Below are 14,142 nucleotides of genomic sequence, written 5' to 3'. Positions count from 1 at the left end.
CCGCCCCCCTCTTCTTTGTCCTTCGGCGGCTCTGCGACCGCGTGTCCCTATGTTTGTCCCTTGCGGGTATGCAGCGCTTCCTTGACCAGCAGCCAGAGGAAGGCCATGTCCTCGATAAAGTAGCGCCGGAACATGCGGCGCGGCTCCTGCAGGAAGCGGTAAAACCATTCCAGCCCGGCGCGCTGCATCCACAGCGGCGCCCGCTTCACACGGCCGATGGCGACGTCGAAGGTGCCGCCCACGCCCATCGCGAACGGGATGCGCATGGCGGCCTGCCAGCGGCCCGGGAATTGTTCCTTCTTGGGCGAACTGATCGCCACGAACAGCAGGTCGGCAGCGCTGGCCCTTACCTGCTCCGCGACCGCCGCTTCTTCCGCCTCGCCCTGCCAGTAGCCGTCGCGCCAGCCCGCCACGACCAGGCCGGGGTAGCGCGCGGTATAGGTCTCGGCCACGGCCTGCACCACCTCGGCCCGCGCGCCCAGCAGGAATACACGCCAGCCGCGCTCGCTCGAACGGCGCATCAGGGCCTCGAACAGGTCGACCCCGGCAACGCGTTCCTTCAACGGCTTGCCGAGCAGGCGCGAGGCCCAGACCACCGGCATGCCATCGACGTTCACCAGCGCGCACTCGTTGATGATGCGGCGCAGCTCGGCATCGCGGCTGGCCTTGACCAGCTTGTCCACGTTCACCACCACATGCTGATGGGGCTGTCCGGAGCGGATGAATTCCTCGATGCGCACGAGGGTTTCTTCCATCGACAGGTTGTCGATCCGGCAGCCCATCAGTGTGATGGCGGGGGACATGCCATTTTCCTTAGCTCAGCTCGCGTGCCAGCACTTCCACGATGCGTTCGGCGGCCTTGCCGTCCCACAGGTGCGGACGGCGGCCCTGCTTGCCTTCGCCGCGCAGGACCTTGCGCGCTTCTTCCAGGATCTTGTTCGGGTCGGTGCCGGCCAGCACGTTCGAGCCCTCTTCCACCGTCACCGGACGCTCGGTGTTCTCGCGGATGGTGACGCAGGGCACGCCGAGTGCCGTCGTTTCTTCCTGCAGGCCGCCGGAGTCGGTCAGCACGACGGCCGCGTCCTTCCACAGGTTGAGGAAGGCCATGTAGGCCTGGGGACCGGCCAGGGTCACGTTCGGGCCCAGGTCGATGCCGAATTTCTCGATGTTGGCGCGGGTGCGCGGGTGCACCGGGAAGATCAGCGGGAGTTCCGTCGCGATTTCCTTCAGTGCGCCGGCGATGCGGGCAAAAGTCTCCGGCTCGTCGACATTGCTCGGGCGGTGCATGGTGACGACGCCGTAGCGGCCGCCATTCTGCTGGGCCTGGGCCTTGAAGGCGCTTGTTTCGAAACCGGAGGTGTCGGCGCGGGTGAGCTTGTCAGCCTGGAACAGCACGTTGTCGACCATCACATGGCCGACGTAGTGCACGGCGGATTCAGGCTTGCCTTCGCGGCGCAGGTGTTCGACGGCCGACGGTTCGGTGACGAAGAACCAGTCGGAGATGCTGTCGGTGACGAGGCGGTTGATTTCCTCGGGCATGGCCATGTCGCCGCTGCGCAGGCCGGCCTCGACGTGGGCGACGGGGATGTTGAGCTTCTTGGCGACGATCGAGCAGGCCAGCGTGGAATTGACGTCGCCGACCACCAGCACGGCAGCGGGACGCTCGGCCACGCACAGTTCCTCGAAGCCGACCATGATTTTCGCGGTTTGCTGGGCGTGGCTGCCGCCGCCGGCGGCCATGAAGACGTCGGGTTGCGGAATGCCGAGTTCCTCGAAGAAGACGTCGTTCATTTCGCGGTCGTAGTGCTGGCCGGTATGGATGATCTTGAACGACAGCGCCTGCTGTGCCTGCAATGCACGCACGATCGGCGCGATCTTCATGAAGTTGGGCCTTGCGCCGGCCACCAGATAAATAAGCATGTTTTTGGACTTCCCTGCAGCTGTAGTAATTATGGAAACTGAACTATTTGGCTAAGAACCAATGTGTTTTCGGCATCCAGGACCGAGGCGTTGCCGCGTCCGTCCCGTTTGTTTACGTTGCCGGCTGTGCCCCACCGGATCCGCTTCTGCCCGCTATTGTCGCATTGCTTTTCAGTCAAGTACTTAAAAAAACGTTATTGTAAACCTGCACTCGACCGGAACGGCGGACGATACGGTGGAGATGCGCAATACGTCGCTTGGCTCTTTCGATTCGTAGCAGCGCGAATACCAGCCCAGCGGCGGGTTTTCGGCGCCGCGCACCAGTTCCAGCTTGAGGTCGGCGCCGCTGGCGTGCATCTGCAGGGCAAAGCGCTTGCCCCGCACGTGCAGGCCGCTGCTGGTCAGGCGCACGTTCAGTTCGGGCGCAAAATGCCAGAACAGTTCGACCGGATGCGGCTTTTTCGCGGCAACCTCGTCGCGCACGACCAGGGTCGAGCTGGCCGCGTCGAAACGGACGCTGCGCAGGTGGCGCACCGGATCGGTAAAGCGGGTGTAGCCATCGTGCGAACCGCGGAAATCGAATTCGTGGGGCGAACTGGGCATGCGTTCGATGCTGGCGTTGGCCTTGCGCAGCCACATGAAGCGTCCACCGGAGACCGATTGGTCGCGCCCGTCCACGCGCACGGTGTTGTGGGCCGAGGTGCCGCGGAAATAGTCGCGCCACTTCGGTTCCTGCCAGTAGGAATAGGTGCCCGGGTCGACCAGCACTTCCTCGCCCGCCACCGAGAGCGTCAGCGCCAGCGCGTCGGCATGGCCATGGGCGGCAATGCCGAGATAGCCGAGCGGGCCGCAATCGAGCATGCCCTTGATTTCGTTCTCTTCGCCGAACTGCGAGCCGAACAGGAAATAGCCGCCGTCGGGGAAGGCCCAGCCGGTGTCGGACTCGTGAGGGTCGGCATCGGGACGGCGCCCCGGCAGCGCGTGCAGCAGCCAGCGCACGCCCGGGTGGGTAGCGCTGTGCCCGGCCGCTTGCAGCGCCGGCTGGGCGCTGAAGACGGCATCGCCCAGCGCCAGCAATTGCGCCGCGCGGTCGCTGCCGGCGGCGTCGAGGCGGAACACGCCGCCGTCGTCGCTGTCGCCGACGTTCGGCACATGGCCGCCGACATCGCGTACCGAACGCAGGAACCGCAGGGCGCGCTGCAGCACGCTCCAGTAGGTGCGGGAGAACGGCACATCGCAGGCCTGGCCGACGAGACCGGCCACGAACAGGAATTCGGCCGAGAACACGTGGTAGCCGAAGGCCTGCTCGCGGTTCACGCCGTCGAGCGAATACTGCAGGCGCGCCTGCTGTTCGAGTTCGCGCCGCGCCTGCTCCATCCAGCCGCTCGAGGCTTTCCAGCAGGGCCAGACCGAACTGGCCACGAACAGGCCGGCCAGTTCACCAATCAGGTGGTTGTTGGCCGACGAATGGCGCGACAGGTTGCGCGCGATGGTGCGGCAATGGGCGTGGATGCTGTCGAGCCAGTCGGCGCGCAGGCGCTGGCCGGAGTCGCCGGAAAAGAGTACGCTGCCCTCGCCGCCGACGAGCTGCCACAGCAGCGCCCAGTTGATCAGGCGGATGCCCAGCTCCATCGGACTGGTCCAGTTGGGGCCGGTCAGCGGCGGGCACTGGTCGAGCCAGCTGCGCAGCTGCTGCTCGAGCGCGTGCAGCCAGCGCACGTCGCCGCTGACGCTCCAGGCTTGCGCCAGGCGCACCAAGTGCAGGTGGCGGTTCAGTTCCCAGACATGCTTGATGTCGCCGACCAGGTTGGGATCGTCGATACTGATGTCGCCCGAAAACACCGATGGCCCCGTGATGCCGCTGTCGGGGTCGCGGTTCCAGACGGTGGGCACGCCGACGTCGAAGCTGCGGTCGGCGAACAGGACGACGTGGCCGGCGCAGATACGGTCGGCTTCGGCCAGCAGGGTTTCGACCTGGGCGGCGTCGAGGGTGGGAGCACCGGGCAGGCCGAAGCTGCGGGTACGCGGCAAAGGGGCCGGGGCGCCACGTGGGATCGCGCGGCGCGCCATTCTCGTGCGCGCGGCCTGGCGCACCCGGTAACCGATCTCCGCTACCGACATGCAGCGCAGACGGTTCACCAGCCATACCATGCGTACTGTTGCATTCATCGAACCCCCGCCAAATCGTTGTAGATCGCGGCCAACTGGCCACACACCGCTTCTGTTGAGTAATGCCGTTCCACCGTCGCCCTCGCCTGCGTGCCAAGACGCCCACGCAAGGCGCTATCGGCCAGCAGCCGCTCCAGCGCCGCCGCCAGCGCCGGAGCATCGTGCGGCGGCACCAGCAGGCCATTTTCGCCATCGCGCACCGCTTCCGGCACCGCGCCGACGGCCGTGGCCACGGCCGCCTTGCCGGCCGCCATGGCCTCGAGCAGGGACATCGGCAAGCCTTCGGCATGCGAAGGCAGGCAGAACACGGATGCCCGGGCCAGTTCGCGTTCGCGTGCAGCCGCATCCAGCCAGCCCGGCAGTTCGACGTGCGCGCCGATGCCGCGCGCGGCGACCGCGGCACGCCGCGCGAGGTCGCCACTGCCAGCAAGTACCAGGCGCAGTTGCGGAAAACGCGGCGCCAGGGTAGCGGCCGCATCGAGCAGCTCGGCCACGCCCTTGGCGCATTCGAGACGGCCGAGGAAGAGGATACGCCCCGGCTCGACCTGCTCGGCCTGTTCGCCCTGCTCGCCCTGCTCGCCCTGCCGCGGCAAGGGCACCGCATTCGGCACCACGGTCACGCGTGCCTCCGGTGCGAAGCCGCGCAGGAACTGGGCCCAGCCTTCGGAGAGCGCGATGACGAGCGAACTGCGTTCGAGCGTATGCCGGATCCAGCGCTGCGTGAGCATGCTGGAACGAACGGTGGCGAACTGGCGAAAGCCGCCGCCATGCAGATGAAAAATGGTACGGCAGCCAGCTGTCCGCGCCAGCCACAACAGCATCGATTTGCGCAGGAAGCTCGCTCCCGAGGCGGCGTGTGCATGCACGATGCGCGGACGCTGCCGCAGGCAGGCCAGCGCGGCTTTCGAGAAACCGCTCGCCGCGCTGCCCAGCTTGGCAAACACGCCGCCTTCGCGGTGGGTGCTGACATACGCTACCGCCTCGCGCTCGAACAGGCCGCCGTCGCGCAACACCGACACCAGCGCCGCCACCCCGCCCCGCCCTTCCGGTGCGGTACCCAGCATCAGGATGCGCGGCGCGCGCGCTTTCATGCGCGGACTCCGGCAACCGGGGGTGCGACACATCTGATGAGGGCTGGCGGATTCACGATTCTTAATAAAGGCACAATATTTCGATCATACATCATCTGTTTCCCCTCCCGCGCACGGTTCAGCCCTCGACCGCGATGAACTCGAATTTGCCGTTGGGGCCGCGTGCAATCGCTGGAACCCGCACCACGTCTACTTCTACGCCGGGCACGCGCAGGAGAAAAGCCGCCGTCAGCGCGGCCTCGTCGGCTGCGCCGAAGCCCTCGCCGGCCACCACACGCAGGCTGAAACGCCCGTCGCCCCGATACAACACTTGCCCTTCCACGAGCTTGCGGTCGCGCCCCTGGAATACGCGGTCGAGGCGGGTGACGATGCGTCCGTCGGGCAGCACCAGGCTGCGCTCCTGGCGCCCCAGCACCGCCTGGACGGTCGGGAACACGCGGCCGCAGGCACAAGGCGCCCCGTCGCCCGGCAACACCCGGTCGCCCAGGCGGTAGTGCTGCAGCGGCATGGCGGGGTTGTTCAGGGTGGTCCCCACCAGTTCGTAGCCGCCATCGTCCAGCGGCAGCAACTGCACGCCGCCATAGTCGGTGAGCACGTGGTAGCTGCCGCGCTCGCAGGTGCCGATTGCCACGACCCGTTCGGCCTGCCCATACCAGTCGAAGACGGGCACGCCGAAGCATGTCTCGACCAGGGCGCGCACCCCGGTTCGAGCGTCTCGGACGAGGTGAGCACGCCACGCAGGGCGCGGCCGCGGTAGTGCGCGCTGCCCGCATCGAGCCAGGACGCGAGCGCCGCGATCGAGGACGGATAGGCCTGGATGACGACCGGATCGTAGCTTTCCAGCGCGTCGATGTAGGCGCCAATGCTGGCCTGCGACAGGTGGTAGGAAGACATCATGAGCATCCGGCCGAAGCGGTCATGGCACCAGTAGCGGCCATCTGCCGGATGCGCGGGGCAGACGATATCGCCGCGAATCCAGGCGCGGCGTCCGCCCGGGCGCCAGCCGATCCAGCGCAGCTGGCGCTGGAGAAAAGCTTCTTCGCGGATCACGGCGCTCCAGGCCTGCACCAGGGTCAAGGGCGTGCCGGAGGTGCCGCTGGTACGGATGGTGTTGCGCAGCAGCGAGCCGGGGCCGCGTGGACGGACGAAGCGTTCCGGATGCTGGCGTAGCGCGTGCTTGGTCAAGAGCGGTGCGCCGCGATCGGCGTGGCACAGGCGGGTTCCATCGCCGTCGACCTGCACGCCAAGGCGGCGTGCGCGCCGGGCAATGGATTCATTCAGCCGGACCGCGCTGCGCTCGTTGGCGAGCAGTCCGGGCAGCAGGATGCGGGCCCACAGTCCGCGCAGGAGCGTGCGCAGCAGGGAGCGCAGCGTGCACTTCAGCGACCAGGTCCACATGGCAGGATGCGCTCGTAGGCCTGGGCGACGACGCGGGCCAGGATGTCGTAGGTGCGGTGGGCGCGGACCCAGTCCGACCGCGCGCGGCGCAGGCGGCAGCGAGCGCAGGGTCCTCCAGCAGGCGCAGCGTGGCCTCCGCAAAGGCGTCGGCCTGCATCGGCACGCACAGCCCGGCACCGCTCTCTTGTATCACACGCGCCTGGTCGGGTATGTCGTTGGCCACGCCCGGGATACCGAGCGCCAGGTATTCGACCAGTTTGGTGGGCGAGGAGACGTCGAACAGCCGGCCGCGCGGGATCGGCGACAGGCCTACTTCGGCGCGCGCCGCGTAGCCCAGCGCTTCACGCTGGGGCAGCCAGCCCGTCAGCAGCACGTGCTCGTCCAGGCCATGCGCAGCGATGCTTGAGCGCATCCACGCCATTTCGTCATTCGAGGGCGCATCGCCGGCAATCACGAGCAGCACCTGGGGCAGCCGCGCGCGCAGCCGCTCGGTGACCTCGAGCAGGAAGTCGGAGCGGCGCGACTGGGCGACCCGGCCAGGTAGAGCACGACGCGCCGGCCGTCCAGCCTGGGGTCCTGGCTGGGCGCGATGGATGTGCGGTCGAACAGGGCGGCGTCGACGCCCATCGGCACCGGCGTCATGCGATCAAGCGCGATGCCCTGCCCTGCGAGCCAGGCGCGCATCGCCTCGCTCTGCACGAACAGGTGGCTGGCGCGGGGCAACACCATCCGGTACAGCAGCAGGCGCGAGGCCCGGGCGCGCACGGCATGCCCGAGCCAGGCCGGACCGCGCCCGCGCCCGCGCAAGGCATCGCGCCGTGCCTCGAAGCCCTCGACGATGGGAAAGGACATCCAGTAGACGAAGGGAACGCGCAGCAGGCGCGCCGCCACCAGTCCCAGCCATGCACTGGCAACCTTGTCGCGCACCTGGATGCAGTCGGGCCGCACGCGGCGCGCGGCGCGCAGCAGGCCGAGCGCGTCCCAGAGCGGCGCCAGGATGCTGGCGAAGCGTCCGGCGAGGCTGCCGACGGCGTGCATGCCACCACCCTGCCAGGGCGCGCCAGGCGCCGCGCCGCGCTGCCCGACGAGCTCGGTATGGACGCCGTGACGCGGCATTTCGGCACCGAACAGGGTCAGCACGTCGGCACGCAGCGGCGGCAGCGGGTCGCGGACGATGTAAGCAATGGAAAGCGACCTGGTGCGCATGGGAGCCCTGTCGAGATATCGCCGTCGATACTAGCGCAGGCGTTCCAGAATGCGCCCGCCGAAACGCAACAGGGCGGGCCGCGCATTTGAGGGCAATCAAGGAGCGTTGGAAGTGCCTACCGGACAGCGCGATGTGCGCACCGGTGCGGCATGCCGTGGATGATGCCGCCACGATCGCGGCGCGAGACCGTACACGGCTGGATCAGCCTCACGCAGCCGTGACTTCTGCAAGGCCAGCATCAGCCGCCAGCCCGACCCTGCGCAGCCTGCTCCAGGCGTGCGCGCAGGCCAGCACTGGCAACACTGTCGAGCTTGCGACAAAAGTGCGCTCCGGAAGCACGGATCGGCTCGAAATCGGCGTCGACCAGCACCATGGGGTTGCGCGCGCTGCCCTCCGGCCACTGGACGTAGCGAAAACTCTGCGGCAACACGCGGCAGGCGAAAGGCGAGGCCATCACGAGGGTCTGGAAAAACATTTCATCAGGGCAGAGAACCGTGCTGAAAAAGCGTGCCAGCCGCGGTTGCTGGTCCACCTGGCCGAGCAGGTGGATCAGGCAGGGTCGGGACAGTGTCCACCAGGCCGAGCCGCCATAGGGCACCAGTCCGCCAGGCAGGCGCCGCGTCCTGCCTGCCAGGCGCAGGGCACGGCTGGCGAACGCACATCCCAGGCGCGCAGGCAAGGCGCCGCCCTCGCGATGGAAAAACTGGTAGCGATAGGCGGCCGGCCAGCCACCGGGGCCGATGGCCACGGTATCGATCAGCTCGCGGCCCCGGAGCGCCGCCAGTTCGTGCTTGAGCACGGCATTCGGCAAGACCGGATAGTCCTGGGCCGACAGGAAGACGAGCTTGTCGAAATCGCGTTCGCTGGCGATGACCTGGCGCAGCGAGCCGAGCATGGCGCGTACCTGGCTGAAGCCGCCCCAGCGCACGTCGACACGCGGCTGCACCTGGCGGGCGCCAGGATGTACCTGTGCCGGATCGACCTGCCATTTACGGTCGAGGTGGACGTAGATGACGAAGTCCGGATCGCACAGGCGGGCAATGAGCGTGTTGAGTTGCTCGAGGTCCCTGTGCGCGTGGATCAGGAAAACCTGTCTCATGGCTGGCAGCTCCCGGCCGCGCGCCGGCCAGTTGCGAGCCAATGGCTGGCGTGCATCGCGACCAAAAAAAAACGTCCCCGTGGCGCGCAGCCGCGGGGACGTGGGCGGCGCGCCTTGGCAGGCGTACCGACTATAGCGCGTGGCCGCGAAGGGCCTGCGTTCAGTTCAGCGTGACACTTTGCCCAGCAACAGTGACCGTGCGCACGGTGCCGGACGTCGTGACCTGCACCTCCGGACGCTTGCAGCCGACATCGAGTAGCACCAGGAACTCGGCGACCGACTTGCCGTCGTTGGCCAGGTAGAAGGCGCCATGGTCTTCGACGACATTCGGCTTGGCACCCGGGCCGATCCACGGAGCAAAGCTGGCGTTCGGGTTCAGGGAACGTACGCACACCGACTGGCCGTTGATCGCAATCTTCACCGCGCCCGCGTTTTCCTTCACCATCGCCACCGGAGCGTGCAGGTTGAACTCATAGGTGTGCGGCACCGTTGCCGACAGGCGGTCGCGTACCAGGATCGCGTTGCCGGCATTGCGCAGGTGCCAGACCTGGCGCTTGGCCATGGTCAATTGGCCACCATACGACGGCGTCGCATCGCCCTCGGTGTAGTCGTAGCTTGGCTGCGCCGCATAGCCGATGATCTTGCCGTTGCGCTGCAGCTGCTCGCGGTAGCCGGTCACCAGCTGGCCCTTGCCGCCGTCGAAGGTGATGGCGTTCTGCGAACGGGTCTGGTGGTACCAGTCGGTCCAGTAAGGCGAACCATACCAGTCATACCAGCCGGCCTTGACCAGCAATGGCTGGCCGGCCACCGACAGCAGCAAACCGTTCTGGTCGCCGTGGCTGTGGTTGAACGAGCCGTACGGGCTGGACTTGAAGTACAGCGAGCTGCGCGCATTCGAACCGATATCGCTGTGCATCGACACCCAGCCGGTGCTCGGGTAGTAGGCGGTGTTCGACGGCGGCAGCTGGACCTTGGTATCGGCCACCGGCATCGGGTACGGTGCCTGCAGCAGCGACAGCGTGTCTTCGGTGCCGCCCAGCTTGGCCACGTACCAGGCCGCGCGCGGCGACACCATGCGCGAGCCGAAGGCGTGGAAGACGCGGGTGTCGGGCTTGGTCTCGGAACCGTCGCCGAAGGCGTGGATCTTCGAGCCTGGCGGCGTGAACTGCGTCGCGAAGTCGAGGAAGCCCAGAGCCCAGGGCTTGGCGTAGAAATTCACGCCGGTCGCCTGGGTCAGCGGGTCCCACAGCTGCACCAGGTAGCCGGCGGCGTATTCGGCATAGGCGGTGCCGTTGGCAAAGCCCCCTTCCGGACCGGCCCATGGCGAGGGCGCGTTGGCGTAGGCGCGGAACGAGAAATCGAACCACTTCTGCGCTTCCGGGATGTCGCCCAGCGACAGCGAGGAGATCAGCACCAGGAACACGAGGCTCGTATTGCCATGCGAGTCGAACGGATACTGGTCGAGACGGCCATTGTCGCCGGCCAGGTTGCGATAGATCTCTTCGGTGCGCACGCGCACGGTGTCGAGCCAGCGCGCCTTGCGCGTGGCGTCGAGGTCGCCGGCGAGCGAGTCGACCGCCTTGATCAGCGACACCGAGATCTGGCGTGTCGCCTGGTCCTGGTTGGCGTAGCTGGTCGGGCCCTTCGGGTCGAGGCTGGCCAGCTGGTCGCCCTTGCGCAGCGCTTCGGTCAGGAACATCGGATCGCGCTTCATGCGCCACATCACGGCCGCCGCTTCCAGCTGCCGGCTGGCCTCGTTGATACGCTGGCGGATGTCGGTCTGCTGGGAGGCCATGGCGGCCGTCAGCGGCGAGGTGATGGCGATCGGCCAGCGTGCATCGCTCAGGACCGGCAGCGCATTGATCTGCAGCTTGATCTCGTTATTCATGCGGCTGACGTAGGGATCGAGCTCGGTCTTCTTGGCCGCGCTCCAGCTCGAATACAAGGTGAACGACGGCGGCAGCGCGCGTGGGCGTGCCTTGGCGCTGATACGCTGGCGCAAGGTGGTGTTGTCCGGCACTTCGAAGACGGTGGAACGGGCAGTGATCGAGAAGCTGCGCTCGGTCGACCAGTCGCTGCTGCCGCTCGGACGCACGCGCCAGGTGTAATTACCCAGAGGCAGGGCCTTGGTCGGCAAGTACCAGTTACGCTCGACCACGGCAACCATTGGCGCGCCGCCGGCCGGGGTGATTTCGATGTCGTACGCGGCCGGCCCCGTGGAATGGCGGGCCCAGGTGAAACCGGGCGGATTCTGGGCCTGGATGGCACTGCCCGCCGGCCCCGGTTGGACGACGAGTGGATCGGCCGATTGGGCCCAATCGGCGCGCGCATTCAAGGACAGCGCGCACAACGATGCCAGGGCGAGGGCCTGGATCAGGCCCTGTCGGTTGAATTTCATGAATGATGCTCCGAGAACGTTGGATGACTGTTCAGCGGACCGGGGTGGCCCGCATGCTGCGTGAACGGCGCGTGCTGCAGGCTTGCGTCGTCCGTACGATGGTTCTTGACGGAACGTTCGTAACGGAATGATGTTACCGCAGTAAGAAATTGAACAGAGGAAACTTTTTTCCTCAAATCATCATATTTTTTGGTTGCATCGCAGAAATCCAACGACAGAGTATCAAGCTTGTTTTCCCTTCATTTTCAAGCATTTAACAGCTGTGTGTTGTTCACAAACAGATTGCGCCTTTCGTCAATACGCTCGTCAATACGCGTCCCGATTGCTCATGCCGTGGTAGTGCGGCGCAAGGCATGCATGCGCTTCAGATAACGCAGGCAATACACGGCAAACGCTAGCGGCGCGCGCGCCAGGTAGCGGCGCCGCACGGCGAATTCCTCGCGCCGCGCCTGCAGCTTGTTGCTTGATGAAACGCTGCCGGCATGCTCGCGGAAGATCGCCAGGGTATCGTCGAGCATGGCGGGCGGCGCCAGTGCGGCCAGGCGCAGCCAGAGGTCGATGTCCATTGCGTAGCGCAGGCTGGTGTCGAACAGGCCCGCGCGCGCGAACCACTCGCGGCGCACGAACACGGCTGGATGGGGGATGCTGGCGTGACCGGCGGCGTAGGCGCGGTAGCTGAAGCGCCGCTGCGGGTACTGCGGCAGCAGGCGACCTTCGTGCAGTACCTGGATCCGGCCTACCACCCAGCCGGCGCCGCTGCTGTCGAAGCAGCGCCCTACCCGCTCGAGGACGTCGGGCGTGGCGTAGTAGTCGTCTGCGTGCAGGTGGGCGACGATGGCGCCGCGCGCGGCCTCAATGCCCTGGTTCATGGCGCGGCTGATGCCGCCGCCCACGTCGCGCAGGATGCGCTTGTTGCCGGGATAGGCGGCCAGCATGTCGAGCGTGCCGTCGGTCGAGCCGCCGTCGACGAAAATATGCTCGAAGTCCTGGCAGGTCTGGGCACGCAGCGATGCGAGCGTGTCGTCCAGCGTGGCGGCGCTGTTCCAGTGCAGGTGACGATCGAAAATCGGGGCTCAGTCGGCATACAGGTCTACCAGTCGGGGACGATGACGGCGGCATCGGCGCCGAAACGGGGCGGCAGCGGGCCACGGCACGGCGGGATCGCGAGCTGCGCCAGGACCCGATCGGCCAGTTCCGCCATGCTCAGGGCCAGCTGCAGCTGACCAGGATACTGCTGGTAGCTGGCCAGTTCCGGCGTACCGCCCTGGCCAGGGCAATGCAGGGACGGCCCAAGGCCAACGCCTCGAGCACGGTGGTGCTGCAGGCTTCCTCGCAGATGGAGGGAACGACGCACAGGTGGCTGCACGCGCTCCGGGCCAGCGTGCGCTGTCCGTCCTGCCAGCCGAGAAAGCGCACCTGCGCGCCGCCGTGGCGGCGTTCCAGTTCGGCGCGTTCGGGCCCGTCCCCCACGATCGACACGCTCGCCCAGGCCGGCAAGCGTCCTTCTAGCGCCACGAGAAATTCGCCGAAGCCCTTGCCGGCATCGATACGCCCGACCAGCACGATGTCGCCCGGCACGGGTTCGGGCGCGGCGGCGGCGATGGCGGCCAGGCGCGCATAGTCGACGAAGTTGGGGATCACGCGGCAACGCGACAGGTCGGCGCCGGGCTCGGCACGCAGGAACTGGCAGCGCAGGAAGTCCGACACGAACACGGTCTTGTGGCTGGCAAAGGCACGGGCGCTGGCCTGGCGGTAGCCATTTACGGCGATGGCGGTGATACCCTGGCGCAGGGCGCCGGCGCGCGCATCGATGCAGGCCGAGCAATCGCGGGGGGCACGGGTCGTGCACACCTGGCCCTCGCGAAAGCGCAGATGGGTAAGGCATTCGCTGCCCTGGTCGTGGCGGGTTTGCACGAAGTTCAATGCTGGATCGACATATTGACCGACGAGCGGCAGGTGTCCGTGGTAGTGCACGACGTCGGCATGGCCAGCATGGCGCGCGATGGCGCGGCCGATCTTGCGCGCGAAGTAAGGACGCTTGAGCGGATTGAAGAGCCCGAGTTGCTGCTCCTTCCAGCCGGGGTGGGCATAGTCGAAACCGGGCTGGAAGCGGCCGTGAAAGCCGATCTGCGCGGCGCCGGCGCCTGGCCCGAGGTCGTTACGGCCGAGAATGCTGACTTCGTGTCCGCGCGCGAGCAGCGTGTTGCCGAGCGTGACGACATGCTTGCCGAGCCCGCCTATCTGCTCGCCCGGCAAGTCCTCCGATACCAGCAGGACACGCACCCTAGCCCCCCGCCATGGCCTTGACCCATGCCCAGGCCCAGCGGCGGTCATCGCGTTCGACAACGAACACCATCCCGAGCAAGGCCAGCAGCGCAGCGCTGATCAAAGCGATCAGGGCGAAGTCAAGGCTGCCGCGGTCGAACCAGCGTTCGGCCGCGCCTGCGAAGACCGCGGCGATTGCCGCGGCGCCAATACCGGGAAGGTAGGCATGCGCACACAGGTGCGACAGCTGCGTTGGCACTGTGCGCCCGTGCACGACAACGAGAAAGCTGACGGTAAACAACAAGGAAGCCAGCAGGTGGCCCCAGGCCGCGCCCTCGATTCCCCAGCCGGCCACGCCCGCATAGACCAGCACCAGGCCAACGAGCGCACGAGCGAGCGCGAACACGCCCGACAGGCGGGGGTAACCCATGCCGTCGTTGACGAGCGTGGGCAGGCTGGTAAGCGAGTCGACGAACTGCGACAGGGCCATCAGGGCCAGTACGAGCGCGCCGCTGCGCGCGAAATCGGCGCCCATCCAGGCGGTGAGCAGCGGATGGGCAAACACGGCGAGCAGCACCAGCATGGCGGCGTTCAC

General features: G+C 67.1%; 12 protein-coding genes and 1 pseudogene. All 13 read right to left on the bottom strand.

Annotated elements, in window-relative coordinates; genetic code table 11:
• Positions 1-47 precede the first annotated feature (47 nt).
• Positions 48-803: a WecB/TagA/CpsF family glycosyltransferase gene (locus tag G4G28_RS07900; RefSeq protein WP_183108219.1), complete on the bottom strand. Its 756-nt coding sequence runs from the start codon at positions 801-803 to the stop codon at positions 48-50.
• 10 nt (positions 804-813) lie between these two features.
• On the bottom strand, positions 814-1,920 hold the full coding sequence (wecB, locus tag G4G28_RS07895) for a non-hydrolyzing UDP-N-acetylglucosamine 2-epimerase (RefSeq protein ID WP_182991523.1): 1,107 nt from the start codon (positions 1,918-1,920) through the stop codon (positions 814-816).
• Positions 1,921-2,103: 183 nt separating this feature from the next.
• On the bottom strand, positions 2,104-4,089 hold the full coding sequence (locus tag G4G28_RS07890; RefSeq protein ID WP_229425545.1) for an alginate lyase family protein: 1,986 nt from the start codon (positions 4,087-4,089) through the stop codon (positions 2,104-2,106).
• On the bottom strand, positions 4,086-5,180 hold the full coding sequence (locus tag G4G28_RS07885; RefSeq protein ID WP_229507947.1) for a glycosyltransferase family 4 protein: 1,095 nt from the start codon (positions 5,178-5,180) through the stop codon (positions 4,086-4,088). The genes G4G28_RS07890 and G4G28_RS07885 overlap by 4 nt, the downstream gene beginning before the upstream one ends.
• A 118-nt stretch (positions 5,181-5,298) precedes the next feature.
• Positions 5,299-5,775, bottom strand: coding sequence for a hypothetical protein (locus tag G4G28_RS25475; RefSeq protein WP_229507946.1), 477 nt, complete (start codon positions 5,773-5,775; stop codon positions 5,299-5,301).
• On the bottom strand, positions 5,700-6,578 hold the full coding sequence (locus tag G4G28_RS07880) for a hypothetical protein (protein WP_229507945.1): 879 nt from the start codon (positions 6,576-6,578) through the stop codon (positions 5,700-5,702). Before G4G28_RS07880 ends, G4G28_RS25475 begins: the two co-directional genes overlap by 76 nt.
• A gap of 133 nt (positions 6,579-6,711) precedes the next feature.
• A pseudogene (locus tag G4G28_RS25470) lies at positions 6,712-7,062 on the bottom strand (glycosyltransferase); the annotation flags it as partial.
• The gene (locus G4G28_RS25465) at positions 7,029-7,784 is read right to left on the bottom strand and encodes a glycosyltransferase family 4 protein (protein ID WP_229507944.1); all 756 of its coding nucleotides are present in this window, start codon (positions 7,782-7,784) and stop codon (positions 7,029-7,031) included. The pseudogene G4G28_RS25470 and the gene G4G28_RS25465, both read right to left, overlap by 34 nt.
• Before the next feature lie 239 nt (positions 7,785-8,023).
• Complete coding sequence (locus tag G4G28_RS07870; protein ID WP_183108218.1) at positions 8,024-8,884, bottom strand: beta-1,6-N-acetylglucosaminyltransferase; 861 nt, start codon at positions 8,882-8,884, stop codon at positions 8,024-8,026.
• Positions 8,885-9,044: 160 nt separating this feature from the next.
• Positions 9,045-11,282: a DUF4962 domain-containing protein gene (locus G4G28_RS07865; RefSeq protein WP_182991522.1), complete on the bottom strand. Its 2,238-nt coding sequence runs from the start codon at positions 11,280-11,282 to the stop codon at positions 9,045-9,047.
• Between the two features lie 326 nt (positions 11,283-11,608).
• Complete coding sequence (locus tag G4G28_RS07860; protein WP_229508063.1) at positions 11,609-12,289, bottom strand: glycosyltransferase; 681 nt, start codon at positions 12,287-12,289, stop codon at positions 11,609-11,611.
• A 196-nt stretch (positions 12,290-12,485) separates the two neighbouring features.
• Entirely contained in the window at positions 12,486-13,565 is a 1,080-nt protein-coding gene (locus G4G28_RS07855; RefSeq protein WP_229507943.1) for a glycosyltransferase family 4 protein, read from the bottom strand.
• Position 13,566: 1 nt separating this feature from the next.
• On the bottom strand, positions 13,567-14,142 hold the full coding sequence (locus tag G4G28_RS25460; protein ID WP_229507942.1) for a lipopolysaccharide biosynthesis protein: 576 nt from the start codon (positions 14,140-14,142) through the stop codon (positions 13,567-13,569).

The sequence above is a fragment of the Massilia sp. Dwa41.01b genome, from assembly GCF_014171775.1.
In the GTDB taxonomy this organism is placed as follows: Bacteria; Pseudomonadota; Gammaproteobacteria; order Burkholderiales; family Burkholderiaceae_D; genus Telluria.
This window is presented reverse-complemented; position numbering and strand designations above follow the sequence as displayed.

Bases quoted from the DNA above. Each gene is read 5' to 3' on its own strand.
- G4G28_RS07900 (WP_183108219.1), bottom strand. From the start codon at position 803: ATGTCCCCCGCCATCACACTGATGGGCTGCCGGATCGACAACCTGTCG.
- wecB (WP_182991523.1), bottom strand. From the start codon at position 1,920: ATGCTTATTTATCTGGTGGCCGGCGCAAGGCCCAACTTCATGAAGATC.
- G4G28_RS07890 (WP_229425545.1), bottom strand. From the start codon at position 4,089: ATGAATGCAACAGTACGCATGGTATGGCTGGTGAACCGTCTGCGCTGC.
- G4G28_RS07885 (WP_229507947.1), bottom strand. From the start codon at position 5,180: ATGAAAGCGCGCGCGCCGCGCATCCTGATGCTGGGTACCGCACCGGAA.
- G4G28_RS07880 (WP_229507945.1), bottom strand. From the start codon at position 6,578: ATGTGGACCTGGTCGCTGAAGTGCACGCTGCGCTCCCTGCTGCGCACG.
- G4G28_RS25465 (WP_229507944.1), bottom strand. From the start codon at position 7,784: ATGCGCACCAGGTCGCTTTCCATTGCTTACATCGTCCGCGACCCGCTG.
- G4G28_RS07870 (WP_183108218.1), bottom strand. From the start codon at position 8,884: ATGAGACAGGTTTTCCTGATCCACGCGCACAGGGACCTCGAGCAACTC.
- G4G28_RS07865 (WP_182991522.1), bottom strand. From the start codon at position 11,282: ATGAAATTCAACCGACAGGGCCTGATCCAGGCCCTCGCCCTGGCATCG.